General features: G+C 68.2%; 29 protein-coding genes. 14 read left to right on the forward strand and 15 right to left on the reverse strand.

The genetic code is table 11. The annotated features are described in order from the left end of the window. Positions 1-10: 10 nt before the first annotated feature. On the reverse strand, positions 11-559 hold the full coding sequence (locus AB7878_RS11095) for a fimbrial protein (RefSeq protein ID WP_369494426.1): 549 nt from the start codon (positions 557-559) through the stop codon (positions 11-13). Between the two features lie 619 nt (positions 560-1178). Between AB7878_RS11095 and AB7878_RS11100 the strand changes: the two genes are divergently transcribed. From AB7878_RS11100 to AB7878_RS11130, 7 genes are read left to right on the forward strand one after another with little or no spacing between them, the layout of a single operon-like run. After that, the gene (locus AB7878_RS11100; protein ID WP_369494427.1) at positions 1179-2102 is read left to right on the forward strand and encodes an alpha/beta fold hydrolase; all 924 of its coding nucleotides are present in this window, start codon (positions 1179-1181) and stop codon (positions 2100-2102) included. An 18-nt stretch (positions 2103-2120) separates the two neighbouring features. Further along, complete coding sequence (locus AB7878_RS11105; protein ID WP_369494428.1) at positions 2121-2723, forward strand: hypothetical protein; 603 nt, start codon at positions 2121-2123, stop codon at positions 2721-2723. Beyond that, complete coding sequence (locus AB7878_RS11110) at positions 2720-2914, forward strand: helix-turn-helix transcriptional regulator (RefSeq protein WP_367854040.1); 195 nt, start codon at positions 2720-2722, stop codon at positions 2912-2914. The genes AB7878_RS11105 and AB7878_RS11110 overlap by 4 nt, the downstream gene beginning before the upstream one ends. Positions 2915-2955: 41 nt before the next feature. Next, positions 2956-4536: an alpha/beta hydrolase gene (locus AB7878_RS11115; protein ID WP_369494429.1), complete on the forward strand. Its 1581-nt coding sequence runs from the start codon at positions 2956-2958 to the stop codon at positions 4534-4536. Next, a complete protein-coding gene (locus AB7878_RS11120; protein WP_369494430.1) occupies positions 4533-4706 on the forward strand; it encodes a hypothetical protein in 174 nt (57 codons plus the stop codon). The genes AB7878_RS11115 and AB7878_RS11120 overlap by 4 nt, the downstream gene beginning before the upstream one ends. Continuing rightward, entirely contained in the window at positions 4703-5437 is a 735-nt protein-coding gene (locus AB7878_RS11125) for an ABC transporter ATP-binding protein (protein WP_369494431.1), read from the forward strand. The genes AB7878_RS11120 and AB7878_RS11125 overlap by 4 nt, the downstream gene beginning before the upstream one ends. Further along, positions 5434-6642, forward strand: coding sequence for an ABC transporter permease (locus AB7878_RS11130; RefSeq protein WP_369494432.1), 1209 nt, complete (start codon positions 5434-5436; stop codon positions 6640-6642). The genes AB7878_RS11125 and AB7878_RS11130 overlap by 4 nt, the downstream gene beginning before the upstream one ends. A 93-nt stretch (positions 6643-6735) precedes the next feature. On the opposite strand, the gene AB7878_RS11135 is transcribed toward AB7878_RS11130, so the two are convergent. Both AB7878_RS11135 and hemH read right to left on the reverse strand, forming a co-directional pair. After that, a complete protein-coding gene (locus AB7878_RS11135) occupies positions 6736-7605 on the reverse strand; it encodes an alpha/beta fold hydrolase (RefSeq protein ID WP_369494433.1) in 870 nt (289 codons plus the stop codon). Further along, positions 7602-8636 carry a ferrochelatase gene (gene hemH / locus AB7878_RS11140; protein WP_369494434.1) on the reverse strand — a complete coding sequence of 345 codons (1035 nt, stop codon included), beginning with the start codon at positions 8634-8636 and terminating at the stop codon, positions 7602-7604. Before hemH ends, AB7878_RS11135 begins: the two co-directional genes overlap by 4 nt. Before the next feature lie 85 nt (positions 8637-8721). Here hemH and AB7878_RS11145 point away from each other — a divergent pair, with 85 nt between their 5' ends. The 4 genes from AB7878_RS11145 (at position 8722) to tatC (ending at position 10912) form a co-directional block, all read left to right on the forward strand. Continuing rightward, the gene (locus tag AB7878_RS11145) at positions 8722-9417 is read left to right on the forward strand and encodes a lipid-binding SYLF domain-containing protein (RefSeq protein ID WP_369494435.1); all 696 of its coding nucleotides are present in this window, start codon (positions 8722-8724) and stop codon (positions 9415-9417) included. 69 nt (positions 9418-9486) lie between these two features. Next, a complete protein-coding gene (tatA, locus tag AB7878_RS11150) occupies positions 9487-9741 on the forward strand; it encodes a Sec-independent protein translocase subunit TatA (RefSeq protein WP_369494436.1) in 255 nt (84 codons plus the stop codon). Positions 9742-9762: 21 nt separating this feature from the next. After that, positions 9763-10170 carry a Sec-independent protein translocase protein TatB gene (tatB, locus tag AB7878_RS11155; protein WP_369494437.1) on the forward strand — a complete coding sequence of 136 codons (408 nt, stop codon included), beginning with the start codon at positions 9763-9765 and terminating at the stop codon, positions 10168-10170. Next, positions 10157-10912 carry a twin-arginine translocase subunit TatC gene (tatC, locus tag AB7878_RS11160; RefSeq protein WP_369494438.1) on the forward strand — a complete coding sequence of 252 codons (756 nt, stop codon included), beginning with the start codon at positions 10157-10159 and terminating at the stop codon, positions 10910-10912. The genes tatB and tatC overlap by 14 nt, the downstream gene beginning before the upstream one ends. Positions 10913-11009: 97 nt before the next feature. Here tatC and AB7878_RS11165 read toward each other — a convergent pair whose 3' ends face one another. From AB7878_RS11165 to AB7878_RS11195, 7 genes are all read right to left on the reverse strand, one after another. Next, the gene (locus AB7878_RS11165) at positions 11010-13202 is read right to left on the reverse strand and encodes an LTA synthase family protein (protein ID WP_369494439.1); all 2193 of its coding nucleotides are present in this window, start codon (positions 13200-13202) and stop codon (positions 11010-11012) included. A gap of 95 nt (positions 13203-13297) precedes the next feature. Further along, positions 13298-14518, reverse strand: a complete 1221-nt coding sequence (locus tag AB7878_RS11170) for a multifunctional CCA addition/repair protein (RefSeq protein ID WP_369494440.1) — start codon at positions 14516-14518, stop codon at positions 13298-13300. Positions 14519-14601: 83 nt separating this feature from the next. Beyond that, the gene (locus AB7878_RS11175) at positions 14602-14973 is read right to left on the reverse strand and encodes a J domain-containing protein (protein WP_369494441.1); all 372 of its coding nucleotides are present in this window, start codon (positions 14971-14973) and stop codon (positions 14602-14604) included. After that, positions 14970-15734: a hypothetical protein gene (locus tag AB7878_RS11180; protein WP_369494442.1), complete on the reverse strand. Its 765-nt coding sequence runs from the start codon at positions 15732-15734 to the stop codon at positions 14970-14972. The genes AB7878_RS11175 and AB7878_RS11180 overlap by 4 nt, the downstream gene beginning before the upstream one ends. Next, the gene (locus tag AB7878_RS11185) at positions 15734-16615 is read right to left on the reverse strand and encodes a DUF2167 domain-containing protein (protein WP_369494443.1); all 882 of its coding nucleotides are present in this window, start codon (positions 16613-16615) and stop codon (positions 15734-15736) included. Before AB7878_RS11185 ends, AB7878_RS11180 begins: the two co-directional genes overlap by 1 nt. A gap of 304 nt (positions 16616-16919) precedes the next feature. Further along, complete coding sequence (locus AB7878_RS11190; RefSeq protein ID WP_369494444.1) at positions 16920-17210, reverse strand: nucleotidyltransferase family protein; 291 nt, start codon at positions 17208-17210, stop codon at positions 16920-16922. 71 nt (positions 17211-17281) lie between these two features. Further along, positions 17282-19354, reverse strand: coding sequence for a transglycosylase SLT domain-containing protein (locus tag AB7878_RS11195; RefSeq protein WP_369494445.1), 2073 nt, complete (start codon positions 19352-19354; stop codon positions 17282-17284). Between the two features lie 216 nt (positions 19355-19570). On the opposite strand from AB7878_RS11195, the gene AB7878_RS11200 reads away from it, so the two are divergent. Continuing rightward, positions 19571-21178 (forward strand): glycoside hydrolase family 17 protein, encoded by a 1608-nt coding sequence (locus AB7878_RS11200; RefSeq protein ID WP_369494446.1) that lies wholly within the window; start codon positions 19571-19573, stop codon positions 21176-21178. Positions 21179-21200: 22 nt separating this feature from the next. Further along, positions 21201-21884, forward strand: coding sequence for an SDR family NAD(P)-dependent oxidoreductase (locus AB7878_RS11205; RefSeq protein ID WP_369494447.1), 684 nt, complete (start codon positions 21201-21203; stop codon positions 21882-21884). Here AB7878_RS11205 and AB7878_RS11210 read toward each other — a convergent pair. The 5 genes from AB7878_RS11210 to AB7878_RS11230 all read right to left on the reverse strand — a co-directional run bounded on the left by AB7878_RS11210 (position 21847) and on the right by AB7878_RS11230 (position 25501). Continuing rightward, positions 21847-22257: a hypothetical protein gene (locus AB7878_RS11210; protein ID WP_369494448.1), complete on the reverse strand. Its 411-nt coding sequence runs from the start codon at positions 22255-22257 to the stop codon at positions 21847-21849. The two genes, AB7878_RS11205 and AB7878_RS11210, sit on opposite strands and share 38 nt — an antisense overlap. Continuing rightward, a complete protein-coding gene (locus tag AB7878_RS11215) occupies positions 22254-23048 on the reverse strand; it encodes an endonuclease/exonuclease/phosphatase family protein (protein ID WP_369494449.1) in 795 nt (264 codons plus the stop codon). Before AB7878_RS11215 ends, AB7878_RS11210 begins: the two co-directional genes overlap by 4 nt. 56 nt (positions 23049-23104) lie before the next feature. Then, positions 23105-23767 carry a thiol:disulfide interchange protein DsbA/DsbL gene (locus AB7878_RS11220; protein WP_369494450.1) on the reverse strand — a complete coding sequence of 221 codons (663 nt, stop codon included), beginning with the start codon at positions 23765-23767 and terminating at the stop codon, positions 23105-23107. A 55-nt stretch (positions 23768-23822) separates the two neighbouring features. After that, positions 23823-24719 (reverse strand): thiol:disulfide interchange protein DsbA/DsbL, encoded by an 897-nt coding sequence (locus AB7878_RS11225; RefSeq protein WP_369494451.1) that lies wholly within the window; start codon positions 24717-24719, stop codon positions 23823-23825. Positions 24720-24790: 71 nt separating this feature from the next. Then, positions 24791-25501 (reverse strand): c-type cytochrome, encoded by a 711-nt coding sequence (locus tag AB7878_RS11230; RefSeq protein WP_439653788.1) that lies wholly within the window; start codon positions 25499-25501, stop codon positions 24791-24793. Positions 25502-25674: 173 nt separating this feature from the next. Here AB7878_RS11230 and yihA point away from each other — a divergent pair, with 173 nt between their 5' ends. Continuing rightward, entirely contained in the window at positions 25675-26307 is a 633-nt protein-coding gene (gene yihA, locus AB7878_RS11235) for a ribosome biogenesis GTP-binding protein YihA/YsxC (RefSeq protein ID WP_369494453.1), read from the forward strand. The last annotated feature ends 111 nt before the right edge of the window (positions 26308-26418 follow it).

Consider the following 26418-nt stretch of genomic DNA (forward strand, 5'->3'; position numbering starts at 1 on the left):
GCCGCGTTGCTTACTGGTAGGTAAAGGTGATGCTGGCGCTGGTGCTGACCAAGCCGGCCGTCGCCGCGCCCGTGGCGTAGTACTGGGCGGCCAGGTTGGTGCTGCCCGAACCGCTGCTGAGCGTGACCAAGGGGGCATTGGTGTCGTTGCCGACGTTGATGGCGCTGCCGCTGGTGCCGCCGGCCAGCAACTGGACCTCGACGTTGCTGGCGTAGGAGGCGCCGGTGGCATTCTTGAGGTTGCCATCGGCGGCGTTGTTGGTGCCGGTTATGAAGCTCAGCTGCGCCTTGGTGGCATTGGCATCGCAGCCGCTGAGGTTGAGGGTGAACGCGGTGGCACCCGCCTTGGTGCCGCTGGCGGCCAGGCTCGACGTCATGACAGGGGTCAGGGTCACGGTATTGCCGGCGCCGCCATTGACGGTGACCGTGCAGGTGTCCTGGAGCACCTTGCCGTTGATGTTGATGGTGCCGGTGTTGACGGTCGCTGCACGGGCCGCCGGCAGGAAAGCCACCGCGCCGAGGACGGCGACGAGGGCGGTGGAAAGTAGCGTCTTGGTCATGGTGTTTCCTTGGGTTTGCGAGTTGTGTTGGTCGGTTTGCAACAGCTTGTCGGTGTTCCATGGCGGACTTGCGGTGCCACTCTTCCAACAGGCGGTGAGGCAAGCTGTCGTGGAGGGGCAGAGCAAAGACTGGGCCAAAGTGTGATGCACTTCCCATTTTACGGTCCCGGCAAGCCATTTTTGGTGGAGGTCATGAGCGTCATACGCCAGCAAGTAATTGCGATTTGCCGTACGTTTGCGCCAAATGCGTGCATTTGGTCGACAATCGATGATTTTCCACGTTCCAAACGCGCGACTGGCCCATTTGCCGCAGCTGGAGGCGGTTGGGCATCGAGACTGCTGACTGGTGCCGCTGGCTGAACCGTGGCTTTCCCGATGGCGTGAGGTCCAATCGCGATCGAGCTCCAGACGCCTGCTTCGGAGGGAGTGGTAGCCCGGTTTCTGTGCCCCTTGACGTCAATAAATGACACAGCGCCCTTGGATCGCCGAGTCCGCAGAAGCGGCTGGGCCCGTCTGGTGCCTCCCTAACCATGAAAGATGTAAAGCACGCTTGACAGGCTGCGGAGGGCCACTTACGCTGCGCATGTAAAGGTCGCTTTACAAATACGGAGGGGATTCCATGCGCAATACGGTCAAGACGGTGTTCCACGTCCTGCTGGCGTCTTCGCTGCTGGTTGCCGGCAGCGCCTGGACGGCGTCGGCGGTGGCCGCCACCAGCGGCCAGGTCGGCACGCTGAAGTTCGAGGTGCACGGCACGCAGGGCCGGCCGGTGATCCTGATCCCGGGCCTGGAGGGTGGCCCGTGGGTGTGGAAGGACACCATCGCGCGGCTGGAAAAGAACCACGTGGTCTACGCGGTGACGCTGGCCGGCTTCGACGGCATGCCGGCGCCGGCGCGCAAGACCGGGCTGATCGACCAGGCGGACACCTCGCTGTTGCAGCTGATCGAGCAGCGCCACATCGACCGGCCGGTGCTGGTCGGCCACAGCTTGGGCGGCACGCTGGCGCTGCGCTTCGCGGGCGAGCACCCAAAACTGGTTTCCGGTGTGGTGGCGGTGGATGGCCTGCCGATCTTTCCCGGCATGGACCGGGTGAGCGCGGAGCAACGTCAGGCGATCGCCGAGCGCACGCGCACGCAGATGGCGGCAATGACGCCGGCGCAATTCCAGGCAGCGGCGCTGGCCTACATGCAACACGTCGGCGTGATCGATCCGAAGCTGGCAGAGCAATACGCGCCGATGAACGCACGCAGCGACATCGCGGCCACCGCCGAATACATGAGCGAGGACATGGCGGCCGACTATCGCCCGCTGCTGAAGCAGGCGGACGTGCCGATCCTGGAAATCTCGCCGTACCACGCGCCGGATTTTGCCAAGCCGCCGCTGCAGCTCAGCGAGGCGCAGAAGACTGCGTACTACCAGAGCCTGCTGGCGGATGCGCCGCACGCGAAGGTGGTGTCGATATCGCCCGCGCGGCATTTCGTGATGTTCGACCAGCCGGCGAAATTCCAGCAGGCGCTGGACGATTTCCTGAAGACACTCTGAGGCTCAGGCATGTCGCGCATGAACAACAAGCGGTACGAACGGCAGGTGATGCTGAGCATGGCGATCTACATGGTCGTGCTGTTCGCGGCCAACCCGCTGCTGCACGCCACCCGCAGCTTGTCGCTGAAGGCCTTGCTGGCGCTGGTGCCGGTGCTGCCGGTGCTCTATGTGATCGCCTTGATGTGGCGGCGCATCCGCGACAGCGACGAGCTGGAGCAGCGCACGAACCTGGTGGCGCTCGGCGTGGCTGCGGCGCTGGTGTCCGCGCTCAGCCTGGTCGGCGGTTTCCTGTCCGCCGGCGGGGTGGTGCAGTTGAAGGGCGACGTGCTGATCTGGGTGTTCCCGGTGCTGATGGTGGGCTACGGCGGCGCGTACAAGTGGGTGTCGCGCCGCTACGGCGTGGACTCGGTGTGCGCCGAGGATGGCAGCGCCTGGGTGCCGTGGTACTTCGCTGGGATCGGCCTGTCGATGCTGGTCTTCGGGTTGTACCTGTGGCACCAGAACCGCCCGGGCTCGGCGGTGGTGATGTTCGCCGCGGCGCTGTTCTTCATCGCGATGGGCACCTGGGTGTGGCGCCGGCGCGTGCGTGCGCGCCGGCTGGCCGAGCATGGCGGCGCATGAACAACCACGTGCGCGAACTGCGCGGCGAACAGGGCTGGTCGCAGGCGGATCTCGCCGAGCGGCTGGAAGTGTCGCGGCAGACGGTCAATGCGATCGAAACGGGCAAATACGACCCCAGCCTGCCGCTGGCGTTCAAGATCGCGAAGCTGTTTGGACGTCCGATCGAGGCGATCTTCGAGCCGGGCGAATGAGTGAATCGGCGGGAGACGGACATGGCAAGGGGAAATCGCACATGAGAGTGAGTGGACGCACGGCCTTGCGCATCGCCATCGTGGCGGCGGGACTGGCCTTCCTGGGCTGGAACCAGTGGCGCGCGCATCACGCGGCGGAAACCGGGAGCGCGCAGACGACGGAGGCCACCGCGACGACGAGCGCCGCCGCGGTGACACCCGCGCCGCCGCGCACCTGGAAACTCGGTTCGCTCACGCTGACCGCATGCACCCTGGGCCAGCCGAACAGCGGCCTGAGCACCGCGGCCTGGTGCGGCACGCTGGCGGTGCCGGAGAACCGCGCCGAGCCGCAGGGCCGCAGGATTGACCTGAAGCTGGCGGTGTTGCGTTCCAGCGCGCAGGTCGCGAGTCCGGACATGCTGGCCTTCCTCGCCGGCGGTCCGGGGCAGGCGGCCACCGATTACGCCGGGCCGATCGCCGCCATGCTGGAACCGCTGCGCGCGCATCGCGACATCCTGCTGCTGGACCAGCGCGGCACCGGTGGCTCGAATGCGCTGGACTGCAAGAGCGACGACAAGAGTGCGGCGAGCGACGACTCCGGCTTCGATCCCGCCAAGCTGCGCGCCGAGGCGGCGGCCTGCCTGAAACAGGTGGAGACGCATGCCGATCCGCGCTACTACACCACCAGCGACGCGGTGCAGGACCTGGACGACGTGCGCCGCGCGCTGGGCGTGCCGGAGTTCGACCTGGTCGGCGTTTCCTACGGCACGCGGGTGGCGCAGCAGTACGCCGGGCGCCATCCCGATGCGGTGCGCAGCATGGTGCTGGACAGCACGGTGCCAAACAGCGTGGTGCTGGGCGAGGATTTCGCGCAGAACCTCGACGACGCGCTGAAGGCGCAGTTCGCGCGCTGCGACGCCGACACTGCCTGCAAGCAGCGCTTCGGCCACCCGTACCAGACGCTGGTGCAGCTGCGCGATGCGCTGCGCGCGAACCCGCATCCGGTCAGCTTCCGCGATCCGGAGACCTACCAGACCGTGCAGCGCGTGCTGAGCGAGGACGCGCTGGTCAGCGTGGTGCGCATGTTCGCCTACACGCCGCCCACCGCTGCGCTGCTGCCGCTGTCGATCGATGCCGCCGCACACGGCGACGTGGGCCCGCTGCTGGGCCAGGCCAAGCTGTTGACCGTGGACATGGCCGACCTCGCCGGCAGCGGCATGTCGTACTCGGTGATCTGTAGCGAGGATGCTGACCTGCTCACCGCGCGCCCGCAGGATGCGGACACCCTGCTCGGCAACCACATGGTCGATGCCTACAAAGCGATCTGTTCGGTCTGGCCCAAGGGCACGCGGCCGATGGATTTCCACCAGCCGCTCAAGACCGCCAAGCCGGTGCTGCTGCTGGCCGGCCAGTACGACCCGGTGACGCCGCCGCGTTATGCCGAGGAAGTGGCGAAGTCGCTGTCGAATGCGCGCGTGCTGCTGTTCAAGGGTCAGGGTCACAGCGTGCTGGCGACCGGTTGCGGACCGCAGCTGGTGCAGCACTTCGTCGAGCACCTCGACCCGAAGACGCTGGACGCGGGCTGCCTCGACCGCTTGCAACCCACACCCTTCTTCATCGACTTCAATGGAGCCACGCCATGAGCAAGCCCCAAGTGCCGGCGAGCGCCGTGCTGTTGGCCGCGGCTTTCATCGCCGCCGCCGTGCTGGATGCGCCGCAGGTCATCACCCAGGTCCTGCTGCCCTTGCTGGTCGCGTTTTCCGTGCTGACCGGCAGGCGGGGCACCTGTTTCAAGCGGGGGGAGCAGCCGTGATCGAAGTCAGGGATCTGCACAAGGCCTTCGGCAGCGTCAAGGCGGTCGATGGCGTCGGCTTCACCGCCCGCGACGGCGAGATCACCGGCCTGCTGGGCCCCAACGGCGCCGGCAAGACCACCACGTTGCGCATGCTCTACACGCTGATGACGCCGGACCGCGGCCAGGTGCTGGTGGACGGCATCGACGCCGTCGCCGACCCGCTGGCGGTGCGCCGCACGCTGGGCGTGCTGCCGGATGCGCGCGGACTGTACAAGCGGCTTACCGCGCGCGAGAACATCGAATACTTCGCGCGCCTGCAGGGCCTGGACGAAGCCGTGCTGCGCACGCGGCAGGAAGCGCTGGTAAACGCGCTGGAAATGCGCGACATCCTCGATCGCCGCACCGAGGGCTTCTCGCAGGGCCAGCGGGTGAAGACCGCGATCGCCCGCGCGCTGATCCACGACCCGCGCAACGTGATCCTCGACGAGCCCACCAATGGCCTCGACGTGATGGCCACGCGCGGCCTGCGCCGCTTCATGCAGCAGCTCAAGGGCGAGGGGCGCTGCGTGCTGTTCTCCAGCCACATCATGCAGGAGGTGGCGGCGCTGTGCGATCGCATCGTGGTGATCGCGCGCGGCCGCGTGGTGGCCGACGAGACGCCCGATGCCCTCAGGGCGCAGACCGGCGAAACCAACCTGGAGGATGCCTTCGTGAAGATCATCGGCAGCGAGGAGGGCCTCGCCGCATGAGTACCGTCATGGCTTCGAAAGCGCGCCGCGCCGGCACCGCGTTCACCGTGTTCCTGAAGGAAGTGCGCGAGAACCTGCGCGACCGTCGCACGCTGACCAGCGCCTTCCTCACCGGCCCGCTGCTGGGCCCGCTGATCTTCGTGATGCTGGTCAGCATGCAGGTCAACCGCGAACTGGACAAGGCCGACCAACCGCTGCACGTGCCGGTGATCGGCGCGCAGTACGCGCCGAACCTGGTCGACGCGCTGAAGGAGGGCGGCATCGTGCCGGATACGCCGGTGGCCGATCCCGGCCTGGCCGTGCACAAGCAGGATGCCGACGTGGCGCTGCGCATCGCCGCCGACTACGGCAAGGCCTGGCGCAAGGGCGAGCCGGTGCAGGTGGAGCTGTTCTACGACTCCTCGCGGCGCGACACCGCCGGCGCGGTGGAGCGGGTAAGCAGGCTGGTGGAAACCTACGCCCGCCAGCAGGGCGCGATGCGGCTGGTGGCGCGCGGCCTGTCGCCGGGCACGGCGTGGCCGGTGCAGGTGGCCCGGCGCGACCAGGCCACGCCGCAGTCGCGCGCGGTGCTGATGTTCGCGATGCTGCCGTACTTCTTCATCATCACGCTGTTCATGGGCGGCATGTACCTCGCGATCGACCTTACCGCCGGCGAGCGTGAGCGGCAGTCGCTGGAACCGCTGTTCGCGAACCCGGTGGCGCGCTGGAAGATCCTCGTCGGCAAGCTCGCGGCGATCTGCGCGTTCTCGCTGGCCAGCCTCGCAATCACCCTGCTCGCGTTCGCGGTGGTGGGCCGCTTCATCCCCGCCGAGAAGCTGGGCATGGAGCTGGACCTGGGCTGGCACTTCGCCGGCACCGTGCTGCTGCTGATGCTGCCGCTGGTGCTGCTGCTGGCTGCGCTGCAGACCCTGGTGGCCGCGTTTGCAAAGAGCTACCGCGAGGCGCAGACCTACATCTCGCTGCTGCTGATGGTGCCCTTGATCCCCAGCGCGCTGCTGGCCTTCCTGCCGATCAAGGCGCAGGCGTGGATGTACGCGGTGCCGCTCTTGGGCCAGAACCTCGGCATCATGCAGCAGCTGCGCGGCGACGGCGTCAGCGGCGAGCAGTTCGCGCTGTGCCTCGCCGGCACCTTGGCGGCGGCGCTGGTGGCGGTGGGTGTCACCGCGCAGCTGTACCGCTCGGAGAAGCTGGCGATTTCGGGCTGATTTCCGAAGCGTGTAGGAGCGCACCCTGTGCGCGATTGCCTCGGCGCTGATCGAGGCCAAAGCCATCGCGCACAGGGTGCGCTCCTACAGCAATCAGGCGCGGTGTTGGCCTGAATCAGCGGCGTAACGCAGTAGCCATTGCGCCACCGCCTGCGGCTGTTCCAGCTGCAGGTGGTGGCCGCCGGCCAGGTGCTCCACTGCGATGCGCGGCACGCAAGCGGCGCGCGCGGCCATCATCGCCGCGGGCAGGTAGGGCGTGGCGGGTTGCGCCAGCAGCAGCGCGGTGGGCGCCTCGATACCGGCGAGCAGGGCCAGGATCTGCGACTCGGCCAGCCGGACCGCGGTGGGGCGCGTGAGGCGCGGATCGCTGCGCCATTGCCAGCCACCTTCGATTTCCCGCAGGCCACGCTCCACGATGGGGCGGGCCAGTTCCGCGGCCAGGCCGCTGGCCACGGCGCGGGCACGGGCGGCCTGCTCGGCGTCGCGGAACACGCGCAGCGCCTTGCCGTTCGCGGGCGGCGCAGCCAGCGCGTCGCGATAGCGTTGCAGCGTGTGCGAGCCGTCGTCGCCCAGCGGCCCCAGCCCCTCGATCAGCCACAAGTGATCGATCCGCCCCGGTGCCGCGGCGGCCACCAGCGAGGCGATGCCGGCGCCCAGCGAGTGGCCGAGCAGGCTGCATCGCGGCAGTGCCAGCGCGTCGAGCGCGGCCAGCACGGCACGCACATGGTCGAGGAAGTGGTAACCGGCACCCGCAGGCAGATGATCCGAGTGGCCGTGGCCAGGCAGTTCCAGCGCGATCACGCGGCAGTGCGGGGCGAGCAGCGGCGCAAGCAGGGCGAAGCTGTCGGCATTGTCCAGCCAGCCGTGCAGGGCGACGAGCGGCGGTGCCTCGGGTTCACCCCATTCCAGTGCGGCGAGCGTGAGGTGGGGCAGGACGATGCGGCGTTCGCGCGGGGCGTTCACACCGGCCAGCCGGCGAGGTGGCGGCGTACCAGCGCGGCCAGGCTGTGCGCCTGCTCCGCGCCGTCGTTGAGCGCAGGGATGTAGCGCAGCTTCTCGCCGCCGGCGGCGGTGAAGAAATCGCGGTTCTGCATCGCGATCTCCTCCAGCGTCTCCAGGCAGTCCACCGCGAAGCCGGGGCAGGCCACGTCGAGCCGTTGCGCGCCTTCGGCGGCCAGCTGGCGCACGGTGGCGTCGGTATAGGGTTCCAGCCAGCGCTCGCGGCCCACCCGCGACTGGAAGCTCAGCAGCAGCTGCGATTCGTCGAGCTTCAGCCGTTCGCGCAGCAGGCGCGTGGTGGCGCGGCACTGTTCGGCGTAGGGATCGCCGAGGCGCACATAGCGCTCGGGGATGCCATGGAAGGAAAGCAGCAGCTTGTCGCCCCGTCCGTGTTCGCTCCACCAGCGCTCGATGCTCGCGGCCAGTGCCTCGATGTGGCCGGGATCGGCGTGGTAATCGTTGATGAAGCGCAGCTCCGGTGGCCAGCGCAGCGCCTTCATCGCGTCGGCCACCGCGTCGATCACCGAGCCGGTGGAGGTGGCCGAATACTGCGGGTACAGCGGCAGCACCAGCAGGCGGCGCACGCCTTCCTTTTGCAAGGTCTCGATGGTCTTCGCCACCGCCGGCTCGCCGTAGCGCATCGCCAGCGCCACGCGCACGCCTCCGCCCAGTTCGGCCTGCAGCGCGCGTGCCAGCGCCTCGCTGTGCCAGCGCAGCGGGGAACCTCGTTCGTCCCAGATGCGTCCATAGGCATGCGCGGAGCGCCGCGGGCGCAGGCGCAGGATCACTCCGTGCAGGATCGGCCACCATTTCCAGCGCGGGTAATCGATCACCCGGCGATCGGACAGGAATTCGGCGAGATAAGGCCTGAGCGCCTTGGCGGTGGGCGCCGTGGGCGTGCCCAGGTTGACCAGCAGCACCGCTGTCTGAACGGATGTCGCCGCTGCAGGGATGGAAAGGTCGGCGGGGCCGGTATAGTGATTGTGGCTGGGCATCGTGATGCTGGCGGCAAAGCTGCCGCGAGTCTGCCACAACCGCCCCATCCCCACTCCATGGCCCCACCCCACGACGGAGCTGCCCATGTTCAAGAAGACATCTCTGTATCGCTTCATGCTGCTCGGCGCGGCCCTGCTGTTGCCGGCGATGGCCGCGCATGCCGACGACGTTACGCCGCAGCAGCGCGCGCAGAACGCGGTGCGCGTGTTGAACGAGATCGAGCAGGCGCCGGACAAGGCGATCCCTAGCGATCTGCTCAAGGACGCGAAGGCGATCGCGGTGATCCCCGACGTGTTGAAGGTGGGCTTCGTGTTCGGCGGCCGCCGCGGCGAGGGGCTGATCTCGGTGAAGAGCCCGGACGGCACCTGGTCGAACCCCAGCTTCATCTCCTTCGGCGGCGGCAGCGTGGGTTTCCAGATCGGCGTGTCGTCCACCGACGTGATCCTGGTGTTCCGCACCCAGCGCGGCGTGGACTCGATCGTCAACGGCAAATTCACCATCGGTGCCGACGCCTCGGCCGCGGCCGGCCCGGTCGGCCGCACCGCCTCGGCCGCCACCGACCAGCAGCTGAAGGCGGAGATCTATTCCTACTCGCGCGCGCGCGGCCTGTTCGCCGGCGTGGCGCTGGACGGCTCGGTGCTGAAGATCGACCAGGACGCCAATGCGGCGGTGTACGGCCCCGGCATCACCCCGCGGCGGATCTTCGAGGGCGGCGTGAGCAACGTGCCGCCGGCGGTGGTGAAGTTCCGCGATACGCTGGAAGAGTACACTTCCAAGTGACCGCCTTGTGCGAAGATCGGCAGTTCGCGGGCGGAGCCGTTTCCGCCCGGGATCGCCTCGAGGAACATCATGGGTTTTGACAGCATCTGGCATTGGCTCCTGCTCCTGGTCATCGTGCTGCTGATCTTCGGCACCAAGAAGATCGGCAACATCGGCTCGGACCTCGGCAATGCCGTGCGCGGCTTCAAGAAGGCCATGCATGGCGACGAGGACGAGAAGGCGAAGGAGTCGCAGCAGACGAAGGAACAGCTGCGCGCCGATCCGCCGCCGGCCTCGTCGGCGAACGCCACGCAGGACCAGCGCGACTCGCACGAGTCGAAGTAAGCGCGGTCTGGAGTTCGCGCGATGATCGAGATCAGCTTCGGCAAGCTGGTGCTGCTCGCGCTCGTCGCGCTGATCGTGCTCGGCCCCGAGAAACTGCCCGGCGCGGCGCGCACCGCGGGCGCGCTGCTGCGCCGCGTGCGCAACGGCTGGGACAGCGTGCGCGCCGAGGTGGAGCGCGAACTGGAAGTGGAAGAGATCAAGCGCGCCGCCCGCGAGGCCGCCGCGCAGGCCGAGGCCGCGCAGGCCGGGTTCAAGGACAGCGTGCAGCAGGTGCGCCAGCCGGTCGACGAAGCGGTTTCGACACTCAAGACCGCGGCGACGTCGGAGCCGGCTGTCGCGGAGAGCGTGCCCGAGGCGCAGCAGGAATTGCCGCTGGGCGAACCGGTCGCCGCGCCGGCCGCGAAGGAGACCGCGCATGGCGGCCACTGATCCCGACGAACTCGGCGACGACCTGCAGCAAGGCCTGTTCTCGCACTTGATCGAGCTGCGCACGCGCCTGCTCAAGGCGATCGCCTGCGTGCTGCTCGTGCTGGTGGCGCTGGTGCCGTTCGCGAACCGGCTGTATTCGGAACTCGCCGCGCCGCTGGTGGCACGCCTGCCGCAGGGCGCGCACCTGATCGCCACCGAGGTGGCCAGCCCGTTCATCACGCCGCTGAAGCTGGCGTTCTACACCGCGCTGTTCATCAGCATGCCGGTGATCCTGTACCAGCTGTGGGCCTTCGTCAGCCCCGGCCTGTACAAGCACGAGAAGCGCCTCGCGCGGCCACTGCTGGTCGCCGCGCTGGCGCTGTTCTACTGCGGCTGCGCATTCGCGTATTTCCTGGTGCTGCCGGCGGCGTTCCGCTTCCTCACCGCGGTGACCCCCGCGGGCGTGGAGATGATGACCGACATCACGCACTACCTCGATTTCGTGATGCTGATGTTCTTCGCCTTCGGCCTGTGTTTCGAGGTGCCGGTGGCGGTGGTGATCCTCGCCGCGGTGGGCATCGTGGATCTCGCCAAGCTGCGCAACGCGCGGCGCTACGCCATCGTGGGCGCGTTCGCGGTGGCCGCGATCATCACGCCGCCGGACATCACCTCGATGATCATGCTGGGCATCCCGATGTGCCTGCTCTACGAGCTGGGCATCCTCGCGGTGCGCTGGTTGTTGCCGGGCAAGGCGGCGGGCTGAGCGCCAGCCGTTTGCGCGGGAGCGGTTGTGTAGGAGCGGCTTCAGCCGCGACACGACGCCATGCCGTCGCGGCTGAAGCCGCTCCTACACCTCGTTCCTATGGTGTCGCGGGCGCCGGTGCAGCCGTCGTGGCTGCTGGTGCGGGCACCGAGCTGGCCGGTGCCGGCAATGGTTCCACCTTGGTGCTGTCACTGGGTCGCAGTGCCAGCCCGCCGTGCTTGTACAGGTCGCTGGCCACCTGGTAGTAGGCGATCGCGGTGTCCACCAGATCCTGCTTCACCGGCACCACGGGCGTGGCGTCGCCGGTGGCGAAGTCCGGCTTCAGCTGTTCCAGCCGCTTGCGTGGTTCGAGGATGGTGAGCGTGTCGCCGCGCACGTAGCCCAGTTTCTCGTAGGTGCCGGGGAACGCGTGGCCCTCAGCAGGCGTGCGCTGGAACACGTCCTGGCCGAAGAAGCGCGAACGGTAGCTGAAATCGAGCAGGCCGAGCAGGGTGGGTGGGATGTCGAGCTGGCCCATCAGCGCATTCACGCGCTCGGGCTTGAACTGCTTCGGCGCGTAGATCCACAGCGGGATGTGGTAGCGGTTGATCGGGATGCTGGTCTTGCCCGCGCTGGAGGCGCAGTGGTCGGCGGTGATCACGAACACCGTGTCGTCGAAGTACGGCTTCTCGCGCGCCCGCTTGATGAAATCCTCGATCGACCAGTCGGTGTAGGCCACCGCGCCCTGGCGCGACGGCGCCTGGAACTTCACCCGGTCGGCCGGATAGGTGTAGGGCCGGTGGTTCGAGGTGGTCATGATGTGCAGGAAGAACGGCTTGCCCTCGGCGTGGACCTGGTCCATCTGGCTCAGCGCCAGCGTGTACAAGTCCTCGTCGGACACGCCCCACACGTTCTGGCTGTGGATGGGCATGTCCTTCGGGATCGCGCCGCGATCCACCGTCTTGTAGCCGTTGTGGCTGAAGAAGTAGTTCATGTTGTCGAAGTAGCCGTAGCCGCCGTAGACGAACTCCGACACGTAGCCGCGATCGTTGAAGATGCTGGCCAGCGAGAACAGGTTCTCGTTGTCGTGCTCGCGCACCAGCGAATCTCCCGGCGTGGGCGGCACCGACAGCGACAGCGCCTCCAGCCCGCGAACCGTGCGCGTGCCGTTCGCGTAGAGGTTGTCGAAGAAGATGCTCTTGTCGACCAGCGAGTCGAGGAAGGGCGTGAGGCCTTCCTTGTTGCCGAAGGTGCCGAGGTAGTCGCCGGACAGGCTCTCCACGCTGATCAGCACCACGTTGAGGTGCTTCTCCGGCCCGCTGGCACGGATCGCGCGGGTGAGGTCGCGCGGGTCGTCGCTGACGAAGCTCGCGTTCGGCGCCTTGAGGTCCGCGCGGATCAGCTTGAACGCCTCCTCGTCGGGCAGGCTGCGGTAGAACTTCTTGTAGTCGAGGTGGCTGGAGCGGAACGCCGCGAAGAACTGGTAGATGCCGTTGCCGGCCAGCTCATTGACGTAGTTGTTCGCGGTGCGGTCCTTCATCTCGCCGTTGACCGCGGCCACCGAGATCGCGGTGAGCACCAGCCACACCAGCGGCACGCGGGCGCGCTGCATCAGCGTGCTGCCGTCGTCGCGCGCGCGCAGGCCCCGGCGGGAGAGCACGAACACCACCAGCGCCAGCACCACCAGCAGGGTCAGCCAGGTGCCGATCGGGTAGGACTCGCGGATGTTGCCGATCACCTCGGTGGTGTAGACGAGGTAGTCCACCGCGATGAAGTTGAAGCGCGAGCTGAACTCGTTCCAGAACACCAGCTCCGACGCCGCCACGAACAGCAGGCCGTACAGCAGCGCCAGGCCCAGGATGTACAGCCCCCACTGCCCGCTGGCCCGGCTGTAGGCCAGTGCAGGCAGCGGCAGGAAGAACAGGAACACCGGGATCAGCGGCCGCACGTCCTTCAGGTGCGCGTGCCACATGAGGTGCAGCACGCCGAAGCAGGCGGCGAACAGCAGCACCAGGATGGCGAGCCAGGCCAGCCAGCGCGCCAGCCCCGCCACCGTCGCACGGCGGGTCGGCACCAGCCACAGGAACAGCACCATCGGCCACGCCAGGTACAGGAAGGTGACCAGGTCGTAGCCCAGGCCCACGCCGAACGCGTACAGCCAGTGCAGCGGATTCGGCGCCACGTTGCTGCCGGACATCACCAGCAGCACGATGCGGGTGACGAACGAGATCGCGAGGTAGGTGATGCCCAGCCACCACAGGGGCCGGAACCGCTGGCGCAGCGGCGAGGGAGAGAACAGGGCGCGCGACACGGGCAGCTCCAGGCGACAAGGGAAGCGAAGAAGGGCCGGCGGGGCCGGCGTCCATGCAGGCGTTATACCCGCATGGGCTTAGATGTTACATAGTATCATTTCGGCAGTTCGGCAATCGCGGCGATGCGGGCGCGTTCCATCGCCGTGCCGATCGCCGGTCCGGCGAGCCCCTGCGCCACGAACGGCGCCGCGCTCACCGCCGCGGCGGCGGCGCGGGCGCGACGCAGCCAGTCGGCCTGCGGGTAGGCGTCGTGCGCGTGGCCCAGCCGGCCGCGCTTGTCGGCGAGGCAGGCGGCGAGGAAAGTCTCCAGCCGCTCGGGCCGGCGCAGCGCGTCGAGTGCCGTGAGCAGCTTCAGCACCGTGGCCGGCTTCAGCTCCAGCGCGCGATGCGCGTTGAGGTGTTCGCGGCAGACCAGCTCGGCCAGCGCGGCGTGTTCGGTCGGCACCTTCAACCGCGCCGCCAGCGCGCGCAGCGGCGCCACGCCGCGTTGCTCATGCATCACGTGCCGCGGCAGTTCGGCGGCGGGCGTCAGCGCCTTGCCGAGGTCGTGGGTGAGCGTGCAGAAACCCACGAGGTCGTCGCCCGGCGCGATGGCCGCCGCAGCATCCAGCACCAGCTCCATGTGCACGCCGGTATCGATCTCGGGGTGGAACTCCGCGCGCTGTGGCACGCCGTACAGCGCATCGACCTCGGGGAACAGCACGCGCAGCGCGCCGGCCCCGCGCAGCACGCGCAGGAAGGCGGACGGCTGCGCCTCGGCCAGCGCCTTGCGCGTCTCCGCCCACACCCGCTCGGGCACCAGGTGATCCACCTCGCCCTCGGCCACCATCTGCCGCAGCATGGCCATGGTCTCGTCCGCCACGGTGAACCCCAGCGGCGCGAAGCGCGCGGCGAAGCGCGCCACCCGCAGCAGGCGCACGGGATCTTCCGCGAAGGCCGGCGAGACATGGCGAAGCACGCGCGCCTCGAGGTCGCGCACACCGCCGTAGGGGTCGATCAATGCGCCGTGCTCGTCCTCGGCGATCGCGTTGATGGTGAGGTCGCGCCGCGCCAGATCCTGCTCCAGCGTCACCGCCGGATCGGCGTGGAACTCGAAGCCGTGGTAGCCGCGTCCGCTCTTGCGCTCGGTGCGCGCCAGCGCATGCTCCTCGCCGGTTTGCGGGTGCAGGAACACCGGGAAATCCTTGCCCACCGGCTTGTAGCCCAGCGCCAGCAGGTCTTCCGGGCACGCGCCGGTCACCACGTAGTCGCGGTCGCCCTCAGGCCGTCCCAGCAGCTTGTCGCGGACCGCGCCGCCGACGAGATAAATGCGCATGGGCGTGATTGTGGCATGGCGGGGCAAGTCAGCTCAGGCCACGGTATCTCGTGTTGCTGTATCCAACGATTGTCCAGACTGTGTCATTTCCCGACGGCATGCATGGCTTCATCATAGGCGGCATTGATGATTTTGCTCTTTTCCTCGGCAAGGATCCTGAGCTCATCGCCGAGGCCGCTGGTCTTGTCGGGATGGTATTCAGCGATCCGACGTCGATAGGCGAGCTTGATTTCTTCCAGCGATGCATTGGCCGGCACCCGCAGTACCTCGTACCACGGGACGCGTGCTCTGACAGGGTCGTCACGTTTGGGATGCGGGGATTCTTTACGCTCATGCTGAGGCGAGGGGGCGGCGCCGGACCGTCCGGAATCATGTCGTCGGCTTGAGAGCCATGACACGAGAACGTAGCCGGTTACCAAGCCAACCAGAATCACGCTTGCATCGGAGATCGTCATGAGTTCCCCGGAGAGGTGATGGGGACGGATGAATCAATGGCGTCATTGGCGAACATTGTCAGGTTGGCCCGATAGCGGGCGAGGCGATCAAGCGCGTCGGAGCCTTCTGGCAGGAACCTTTCCATCTCTGCGCATCGTTCGACCAGCGTCTCGATGACGTGCTGGCGAAGCTCTGTCGGCATGTCGACGACGAAAGAAGCGAGATCCTCGGTTACTGGCACCGTCAATGACAGGCGGCGAACCAGTCCTGCTGCAAACGGCAGACAGGCGATACTCTCAACCGTGATCAGGGCGAATTTTCTGCCGTCGAGCGAAAAGCTGTCGCGCAGAAACCAGAGCCGCACCATCATTACGATAGTGGAGATATACGCCAGCCCGACCATGGGCAGAACCCTTTCCGCGCCGACGAGCAGTAACGTCACCGGTATGCCGACGACGGTACATAGAAAGACCGCGAAAACGTAGGGGGCCAACTTCGCACTGGCTGTGACGGCTTCAGGAATATGCGCCATCAGGCCAGGGGCGGACGTAATCGCTTCGGCGTAGCCCCATTGTCCGCGGAAGGCTGGAAGCATTGGCGCGAATGGGTTCAGCCAGATAGGCGAGCGCCCTGCCATGCGCAAGCGATCATCGGCAACCTGCAGGCGCAGGCCGAGAAAACCTTGCTGCAACACTCCCTCGTTGGCGTATGCGAAAACAACGCAGGTCGAACCGTATAGCGCAACAATCAGCAGTACGATCTCAAGCTCGTTCGAAATCATCACTTGCCCCGGTCGCGACCGGCGGCACGCTTGATGAACTTGCCGATCGAGGCGAACAGAGCCACCACGAAAGCCACGACGAGCTTCCAGCCTGCAACGAGTGCGCCCAGGATGACCTTCCAAAAACCGGTCTTTACTGCTACCGCTGCGGCACCACCGGTAACCAGCGCGGCAAGCCCGTATTCGGCGGTCTTGTCGCTGGGCTTGTAGGCACCATATGTCTGGTTGTCGTTGAATCGATACCCAGACACGACGTTCTTGAATTGGCTGATGGATGTCTGCAAGGTTTGCGGGTCAGCCACGAGCGTTGCGGCAGTGTAGCCGGTTCGGCTCAGTAATCGAGTGTTGTAGTTGATGACTTCGCCGCCGCTGCTACTGTGAGCATCCATTGCCCAGCTGAGGTTGTGAGTGTCGGGGTCGTAGAAGGGAGATTCTTCCCACCCCACGATCTCGAGTGTTGCCCAACCGCGCGCGGCAAGTTGCTTGTTGGCTTCGACTTGATTACTGCGCATGCTCGACAGCAATGCATTCGGATCTATTTTTTCATTATCGGAGACATGGCCGACGTCTCGGTAATCGAAGACGCCCCACCAAGCAAAATTATCTGGCGCAAAGAGAGTTTCGCTGTCGTCCGTAGACAGGTTGCGGGTAAGTGTCATGAATTTGACGGTATCGGGCGGGCCGAGAAATCGATAACCCGACGGCACCTGAAAAGTAGCATTCGGACCAACTGAGACCTGTGTCGGACCCTCCACCCAGTGCAGTGCGTTGATCTGTTGCGCGAGGTTCTGGCTGTCTTGTGCAGAATCTTGCGCAAGCGCGGCACTCGCAAAAACAAGGCACAAGGCCACGGCCGCTGCGAGACGGTTGGATCGAATCATGGTTTCCCTTCCCCTGTATTGAGGCCAGAGCCTCGTCAACGATGATCGTAGGGTGCACTTTCTTTCATTGCCGGGCAAGGTGCGCTTTTCCGCTGGTCCACCACTTGTTGCGGGCCACGCCCTCGACGAGATAGATGCGCATGGGGCGGTGGTGGCACGCGGGGACCAGGAAATCGGAACGGCTATGGCGCGTCCCGATTAGCCGGAAGGACTTGGACGATTTCACGCACCTGCGCATCCATGAACCGCCCGATCGCCTCGAGGATGTGCGCGAGGTAGTCGGGCAGGCGCTGCGAATCGGACTTCATACCGGCCGGGCTTCGGCCAGCACCTTGGCGCGGAAATTGTCCGGCAGTGCGTTGGGCGTCAGCACGTCCACCGGTACACCGAGCAGCTTTTCCAGCTTGTAGCTGATCGCGCCGATGTCGAACAGCGTGGTCTCCGGTGTCGGGTCGATGAGCAGGTCGAGGTCGCTGCCTTCGGCATCGGAGCCATGCAGCACCGAGCCGAACACACGTGCATTGCGGGCACGGTGAGACTCCACGATGCGGCGGATTGCGGCGCGATGATCCAGCAGGGCGGCGGATGGCTTCACAGACTCTCTCGTGCCGATTTCGGATTGAAGACTCGAGGCTGGGTGCACTTTCTTGCCGACTCGGGCAAGGGTTACTGGTTGGCTCTGCTTGCTGCCGTTGTTGCTGCTGCCGGCACCTGCACCGAACCGGCGGGAGCCGGCGACGGCGTCGGGCAATCCACCGTCTTGCGCGGCGTCGTGCTGTTCGGCAACGCGTAGGACTGGCCGATCGGGGTGAGCCGGTCGGACATCGGCAGCACCTTGCCGTGCAGGCGCCAGCCGTACATCACGCTGTAGTCCATCACGCGGGCCACGTATTCGCGGGTTTCCTTGTACGGGATGGTGGCGATGAACAGGTCGGGCGGCAGCGTGCTGCGCGCGGCCAGCCACTGATCGACGCGGTTGGGGCCGGCGTTGTAGGCGGCGCTGGCGAGCCAGGGCGCGCCGTTGAAGCGCGCCGCCACCTGCGCCAGGTAGCGCGTGCCCAGCGCGATGTTCGTCGCGGGGTCGTACAGGCTGTCGCCGCCGGCCCAGGGCAGGCTGTTGCGCTTCGCCACCAGGGCGGCGGTGGCGGGCACCAGTTGCATCAGGCCGCGGGCGTCGGCGCCGGAGCGCGCGTCGCTCATCCACGCGCTTTCCGCGCGCAGGATGCCGTAGGCCCAGGCGGGATCGATGCCGGCCTGTTCGGCTTGCGGCACCAGGCCGTCCTGGCTGGCCAGCGGGAAGCGCAGCGTGTAGTAGCGCATCGCCTCGCCGCGGTTGAGGGTGAACGCCGCGCGGTCGTACCAGCCGCGGGCGTCCGCCAGTTCGACGGCCAGCACCTGGGTGCGTTCGTCGGCGCCGTCCAGTGCGCGCGACCATTCGCGCCGCGCCAGCTTCGGCAGGTCCACCGCGAACAGTTCGAACGCACGCAGCAGGCCGGGCTGCGCGAGCAGCGCCTGTTCCTGCTGCGGGTCGTCGACGTGGGTACGCGGGCAGATCGCGTAGGGCTGCTTGAGCTGGTCGGCGGCGAGGAAGCCGAAGAACGTGGTCGCGCCGGCGAGGTCGGCGTAGATCGCCTGCGCCTGCTCGGCCTGGCCGGTGGCGGCCAGAGCGCGGGCGCGGAACCAGCGCCACTCGGCGTCCTGCTGCTGCGCCGCCGGCATCGCCGCGATCGCCGCCAGCACGGCGGGCCAGTCCTGCGTGGCCAGCGCCACGCGCACGCGCCATTCGCGGGTGGCGTCGGTCTGCGCGGCGGCGGGCAGGGCGATCAGGCGCTGCAGCGCGTTCGTGTCGAAGTCGGTGGCGTGGAACAGCGCCAGCGCGCGCAGGACCGCGTTGCGTTGCGTGGTGCTGAACTGGAAGCGCGTTTGCAGCTGCTGCCAGGCCGTGTCGGCGGCGGGCGTGTCGCGGCGCGCCTGGCGTTCCAGCGCCAGCGTGGCGGCCTGGCGCGCGCGCGCGGTGTCGGGCCAGCCCGCGGCGGCGGCCACGGCGGAAGCGGGATCGCGCAAGGCCTGCGCCAGCCACTGCGCTTCCTGGTTCTGCGGCGGGGGCAGCCAGTTCGCCAGCGTGGCGATGGTGCCGCCCTTGCCGGCGTCGGCGGCGCGGTCGATGCGCGCCCACAGGCGCGGCGTGGTCAGCAGGCCCTGGTCGTGCGCGGCCTGCAACACGGGGTCGCAGGCGCCGGGCAGCTCGGGCCGGGTCCACAGATCGGCGAGGTCGCGGTCGAAGTCCAGCATGGCGCCGCCCGCCATGCGCGCCTGCAGCGCGTCGCAGGTGAGCGCGTCGCCCATGCCGGGCTGGTACAGCGCGAGGAAGCCGTTCCAGTCCTGGCGCCGCGCCAGTTCCAGCAGGAAGTCGCGGCGCAGATCCTGCGCGGGGATCAGGTCCGGATATTTCGCGAGATACGCCTGCACCGTGACCAGGTCGGTCTGGCGGAGGTCGTGCTCCAGCGCGGCGGCGGGCAGGTAGGGATAGAGCGGGTAATCGCGCAGCTTCGCGGCGTACGCGCGCCAGCCGTCGCCGCCCTGCTGGGCCGCGGCCCAGGCCTGCTTGAACGCGGCGCGCTGTGCCGCGGTCGGTGTGGCCGCGTGCGCGCCGACGGCGGCGAGCAGGGCGCCACAGCCGAGCAGCAGGGCCGACAGGCGGGTGAGGGAATGGCGCCGCGGCGCTGCCTTCGCAAACATGCAAACTCCTTGGTGATCCCCTGCAGCGGATTGTAGTGGATGCGTCTGAATGCTTCGGCGCGAGGAGCGGGAGAAATGAGGGCAAGTGAATGGAGAAGGCGCGGCACGTCCCGTTCTTCCCTCGTTGCCCACAGCCGCGCACGAGGGCGCTCCACATTTCGTGCCGTGTACGCCTGATAAGCTGGCGCACCTCGCTCCCGTTCGCGCAGGCTCGGCATGTCGTTTTCTCCCTCGTCCCGCGGCCGTCGCCTCGTCGCCTGGCTGGCGCTGGTGTCGTTCGCCCTGGCCGGCGCAGCGTGGTGGTGGTGCAAGGGCCGTCCGGTGGATCTGCCGGACGCGCCTTCGGCGCGCATCGCTTGTGTTTCCTACGCGCCGTTCCGCGAAGCGGGCGAAACGCCGCTGGATCCGCATGCCTTCGTCAGCCCCGCGCGCATCGACGCCGATCTGCGCGCGCTGTCCGAGCGCTTCGATTGCGTGCGCACGTACTCGCAGGGGCAGGGCCTGTCCGCGGTGCCGGGCATCGCGGCGCGCTATCACATGCAGGTGCTGATGGGCATCTGGCTGGGCCGCGATGCCAAGGCGAACGCCGAGCAGGTCGCGCTGGGCATCGCCACCGCACGCGCGCACCCCGATGTGCTGCGCGGCGTGATCGTCGGCAACGAGGTGCTGCTGCGCGGCGAGTTGTCGAGCAAGGAAATCGCCGGCTACCTGCGCGAGGTACGCGCGGCGCTGCCGGCAGGCATTCCGGTGAGCTATGCCGACGTGTGGGAATACTGGCTGCGCCATCCGGAACTCGCCGGCGCGGTGGACTTCGTCACCATCCACATCCTGCCGTACTGGGAGGACCAGCCGGTGCCGCCGGAGCGCGCGATCCGGCACGTCGAGGACGTCTACGCGAAGGTCGAGCAGGCGTTTCCCGGCAAGCGCGTGATGATCGGTGAGACCGGCTGGCCCAGCGCGGGGCGGCCGCGCCGCGATGCCGTGGCCAGCCGGGTGAACGAGGCGCGCTATCTGCGCGAATTCCTCCGCTACGCGGCCAGCGTGCAGATGCCGTACAACGTGATCGAGGCCTTCGATCAGCCGTGGAAGCGCGCGCAGGAAGGCACGGTGGGCGGCTATTGGGGCATCTTCGATGCGCAGGCGCGGCCGAAATTCGCGATGCAGGGGCCGGTGGTGGAGATCCCGCGCTGGTGGCTGGGCTGGCTGGCCGGCGCGACCGGCGCGGCGCTGTTCGTGCTGGTCGGCCTGCGGCGCCGGCGCTGGGAGCGACGGCGTGGCTGGACGGCGCTGGGCCTGGCCGGTTTCGCCAGCGGCTGTGCATTGGCCTGGCAATGGCGGCAAATGGTGTATGCCTGCCGCGATGACTGGGAATGGACCGTTTCCATCGTCGCCTGCCTCGCCGCGCTGTTCACCGCGCTGCGGCTCGCGAGTTGGCTGGCCGGGCGAGTGGCGGGCGCGCCATACAAGCCGGCACCGGCGGGGCGGCTGCGTTTCGCCTGGCTGTTCCTGCTGGCGCTGTACGGCCTGCTACTGGTGTTCGACGGCCGCTACCGCGACTTCCCGCTGGGACTGTTCGCGCTGCCCTGCGTGGGTTATGCGCTGACGGCGTGGCTGGACGAGCGCGTGCGAACGCCCTCGCGCGAGGCGCTGTTCCTCGCCGCATGGCTGCCGTTGCTGGCCGCCGTGGTGGTGGCGCTGGAGCTGGGTGAAAACCCGTCGACCTGGCTGTGGCTGGTGCTCGACCTCGCCATCGCCATGCCGGTGCTGCAGGCCGCACGGCAGGCGCGCGCCACGCGGGCGCGCACAGGCGATATGCTCGGCTGATTCCATGGCGAGGATCGACAACATGCAACTGGACAAGCGACGCATCGTGGTGACCGGTGCCTTCGGCACCTTGGGGGCGGCGGTGGTGCGCGCCGCGCTGGACGCAGGCGCCGCGGTGGCGGCGATCGATCGCGCGCCGGTGCCGGCGAACCTGGGTGCGGCGCACGGCTTCGGCGGCGTGGACCTGGCCGACACCGCCGCGGCGAAGCACGCGATCGACGCCGCCGCCGAGGCATTGGGCGGGCTCGATGCGCTGGTGAACATCGCCGGCGCGTTCCGCTGGGAGACGCTGGCCGACGGCGACCCGGAAACCTGGGATCTGCTCTACCGGATCAACCTGCGCACTGCGGTGGCGGCGAGCAAGGCCGCGCTGCCGCACCTGCCCGACGGGCGCGGGCGCATCGTCAACATCGGCGCGAACTCGGCGTTGAAAGCCGGCGCCGGCGTGGGCGCCTATACCGCGTCGAAGTCGGGCGTGATGCGCTTCACCGAGTCGCTGGCCGAGGAGCTGAAGCCGCGCGGCATCACCGTCAATGCGCTGCTGCCCAGCATCATCGACACGCCGCCGAATCGCGCCGACATGCCCGACGCGGATTTCAGCCGCTGGGTGCGGCCGGAGCAGTTGGCAGACGTGATCGTGTTCCTGCTGTCCGACGCGGCGTCGGCGATCACCGGTGCGTTGATTCCGGTGACGGGGCAGGTGTAGTCGCCACATCGTTGCCTGCGCCCTGCAAATGCACGAGGCGCAGGCAGCCGACCAGCAGCGCCAGTGCACCCGGCTCGTAGTTGTAGAGTTGCAACGCGACCGCACCCAGCGCGGCCGCCAGCCACGCCAGCGCGCGCGAGCGGCGCAGCAGCGCCAGCACCGCGGCGATGAGCGCGATCACGCCATAGACGTCATGCAGAAAGCCCAGCACCAGCGCCTGGCGCAATGCGCACCAGGTGGGCGCCTGCGCCGCCGTGCACAGCTGCGCCATCGCGGGCGGCTCGATCAGGCCGTAGCGCAGCCACGCCGCGACCAGGCCGGCCAGCACCGGCAGCAGCCACGGTGTCAGCGTGCGCAGCCAGCGGGCGCTCATCGACGATCCCCGCGTGCGGGTGGCGCCGCGGGCAGGCGGATCTCGGCCGCCAGCGCGAGATGGTCGGAAAACGCTTGCGGCAGCGTCCACACCTTCTCCAGCGCCACCGAGGGCGAGACGAGGATGTGGTCCAGTGCGCGTTTCGGCTTCCAGCTGGGGAAGGTAGGCGTGGGCTGCACGGGTGGCTGCAGCCGCGTGCGGGCGAACAGCTGGCGCATCTCGGCGCTCCCGAGCTCGGTGTTGAGGTCGCCCATCAGCACCACGTGCGGGTGGTCCTGCAGGATCTCGGCGATGAAGCCCAGCTGGCGCGCGCGCGTGGGTGCCCGCAGCGAGAGGTGGGCGATCACCACGGCGAGCGCGTCCTCGCCTTCGCCGAAGCGCACCAGCAAGGCGCCGCGGCCGTGGCCGGGCAACGGATAGTCGATCACCGCGCTGGGCTCGATGCGGCTGATCAGCCCGTTCGCGGTGTGCGACAGCTTCGCCACCGGCCGGTTCGGCTGGTGGCTCCAGTACGGCATGCCGGCGGTTTCGGCGAGGTAGCGGGTCTGGTTGAGGAAGCCCGAGCGCAGGCTGCCGGCGTCGGCTTCCTGCAGGCCGATCACGTCGAACTCCGGCAGCAGCGCGGCGAGGCGGTCGAGGTTGTCGATCTTGCTGCGCCCCGGCAGCACCGCATTGAGGCTGCGGGTGACGTATTCGCTGTAGCGCTGCACGCTGGCGCCGGCGAGGATGTTGCAGCTCAGCAGGCGCAGGCGGTGTTCGGCGGCGGCGGGGACGGAAGGGGCGCGATTCATCAGGCTGCGTACGGTACACGCGGAAGACCGCAACGGACGTGAACGCCCTCAGACGATCACTTGCCGCCCTTGTCCGCCTCGGCGAGTTCGCGCTTGGCCAGCCACTGCGCCACCGCGGACAGCTCGTCCAGCGTGTGCACGTTGGTGACCCGGTACTTGCCGTTGACCACGATGCTGGGCGTGCCATCCACGCCCCACTTCTGGATCAGAGCCAGGTCCGCCTTCAGCTTCGTGGTGGCGGCGTCGGAGGTGGCGAGACGCATGAACTCGGCGCGATCCACGCCTTCGCGGGCGTAGTAGTCGGCCAGTTCGTCCATCGTGTTGATCGGATAGTGCTGGGCGAACTTGGCCACGAACAGCTGCAGGTGGGTGCGGTCCGCCACGCCCAGCTGCTTGGCCGCGTAGTAGGCGCGCGCGAACGGCAGCCACTCGGCGCTGAACGGCGCCGGCACCAGCTCGAACTTGACGCCCTTGGGCAGCGATTCCTTCAGCTTCTCGGCGATCGGCGCGAACTCGGCGCAATGGATGCAGCCGTAGGAGAACACCTCGGCCACCTCGACCTTGCCCTCGCTGCTGTAGCGCTGGTGCGGGCCGGGCAGGGTCACGTACTGGTCGCCCTCGGTGTACGGGGCGAGCGTGCCGGATTGCGCGGTGCAGGCGCTGGCCAGCGCGAGGCCGGCGAGCAGGGTGACGGTGCGCAGACGGGCGAGGTGCTTCATCGGAGGATGCTCGTGGACGGTTTCAGGAAGAGGGGCGTCGCGGCTGAAGCCGCTCCTACTTGCCGGCGGCTTCCTTGGCCACCAGCCACTGGGTCAGCTCGATCGCGCGCTGCACGGTGCCCACGTCGGAGGGCGAGAAACGGTACTTGCCATCCACCACGATGGTGGGGGTGCCGGGCACGCCGTAGGCCTTGATGAGGTCATCGGCCTGCTTCATCTTGGTGTTGACCGAGAAGGAGTTGGCCACCGCCACGAATTCCTTGGGGTCCACGCCGTACTTCGCGTAGAACTTCGCGATGTCCTCGATCGTGGGCCAGGCGCCCTTGGGCTTGGGGCGGCCGGTGTTGAGGTCGTAGGTGGCGGTCTCGCCGGTCTTCCAGGTGGCGTCGAACATCGCGTCCTGGGTCTTGGCGCGCACGCCCAGCGCCTCGGCGGCGTAGAACGCGCGCTGGTATACCGGCCAGTTCTCGTCGGGGCGGAACGCGGCGGGCAGGTAGTGCACCACGGCATCCGCCGGCAGGCTCTTCTCGATCTGGTCCATCGCGATGTGGAAGCTGTTGCAAGCCGGGCAGGCGTAGGAGAACACCTCCACCACCTCGATCTTGTCGGTGGCGACGGCCTTGGGCTGGGCCGGATCGATGCGGAAGTAATCCTTGCCCTCGACCCACTTGCCGTCGTCGACGAAAGGCGCGGCGGCGGGCGGAGTCGCGGCTGCCGTCGTTGCTGCGGTCGCGGGCGTGGCCGTGCTTGCCGCGGCGGTCGTGGCCGCGGCGGTCGGTGCGGCAGTGGCTGCCGCTGCCGGTGCGTTGGCGGTCGCGGGCGCAGCCGGCGCCGTCGCGGCGGTGCTGGCGGCCGCAGGCGTGGCCGGCGCGGCCGTGCCGTTGTCGCTGGAATGGCCGCAGGCAGTCAGCGCCAGCAGGGCGGCGCACAGGATAGCCAGACGCTTCAACATGGGTTACCTCGGTGGTGCGGGTATGCGGGACGCGGATGCGCAGGCCTGTCGCCGGCGCACCCGGCGGAGGATCAAGGCGTGGCTGCGGCCGGCTTCTGCAGGTCTTCGGCGGTGGCCGGGTGCAGGCCCTCGACGTAGCTGGCCAGCGCGGCGATGTCGTCCGTACTCAGTTTCTGGGCAATCGCCGGCATGATCTGCGAGTGCGCATCCGTGCCCCAGCTGGTGCCGTCATGCCAGGCCTTCAGCGTGGCCTGGACGTACTGCGCGTGCTGGCTTTCCAGCTGCGGGTACATCGCGCCGGGATTGCCGCGGCCGTCGATGCTGTGGCACGCCATGCAGGCGGGGATGCCGCGCTTGGCGTCGCCCTCGCGGAACAGCTGCTGGCCGTGCTCGACCAGCGCCTGGTCGGCCACGCCGGGCAGCGCGGTCTTGCTGGCGAAGTAGGCGCCGATGTCGTGCATGTCCTGCTCGGACAGCGGCGTGGCCATGCCCAGCATGATCGGGTTCTGGCGCTTGCCGCTCTTGAAGTTCTCCAACTGGTGGACGATGTACTGCTCGCTCTGTCCGGCCAGCTTGGGGTATTGCGGATCGGTGGAGTTGCCGTCCATGCCGTGACAGGCGCCGCAGGCGGCGGCCTTGGCCTGGCCCGCGGTGGCGTCGCCCGGCTTCGCCGCAGCGGTTTCGGCGGCCGGCGCGGCTTCAGCGGGCGCCGCCGTGTTGGCCGTTGCCGGCGCGGTCGTCGACTTGGCGGCGTCCTGCGCCATCGCCGTGCCCGCTGCCATGGCGAAGATCAGGACTGCGGCGGAGCCCAGCACGACGGGTCGAAAACCTGCGAACCGAAAACTCATACACTTCCCCTCCCAGAAACTGTCGAAGGCTGCCACCGCTTGCCGGTATCGGCGCCACGGGCAGAAACCATCGGATTATCCCCGTGCCTTCGCGCTCCGGTCAAACCATGCCCAACCTTCTGCAAGGCGCGCACTTCGTGCTCGCCGCCCACCGCATCAGCCAGTTGCCCGCCGATACGGGCGCCGAGGTGGCGTTCGCCGGCCGCTCCAACGCGGGCAAGTCCAGTGCGCTCAACGCGCTCACCAACCACAAGGGCCTGGCGCGCACCTCCAAGACGCCCGGCCGCACCCAGCAGATGGTGGCGTTCGCGCTGCCGCCGCTGGCGCAGGGCGAGGGCGAGCCGCCGCTCGTGGCGCGCCTGATCGACCTGCCCGGCTACGGCTACGCCAAGGTGCCGGAAGACTTGCGCGCGCACTGGAAGCAGGAAATCGACGCCTATCTGCATCGCCGGCAGAGCCTGCGCGGCGTGGTGCTGATCGCCGACATCCGCCATCCGCTCAAGGAGTTCGACCGGATGATGCTGGACTTCTGCTTCGCCACCGGCCTGCCTTGCCACCTCTTGCTGACCAAGGCCGACAAGCTCTCGCGCAACCAGGCTGCGCAGGCGCTGGCGGCGATGCGCAAGAGCTTCCCCGACGGCTTGCACGCCACCGCCCAGGTGTTTTCCTCGCCCGCCGGCACCGGCGTGGACGAGGCGCGCGAACGGGTGGTGGAACTGCTGCGTACGCCGCGGTTGTAGGAGCGCACCCTGTGCGCGAATGCTTTGCCCTGATCCAGGCACAAGGCCGTCGCGCACAGGGCGCGCCCCTACGTACGCGCGACATGTGCCGCGCATGCGCGGCAGATCGTC

This window comes from Rhodanobacter humi (assembly GCF_041107455.1).
Lineage (GTDB): Bacteria > Pseudomonadota > Gammaproteobacteria > Xanthomonadales > Rhodanobacteraceae > Rhodanobacter_A.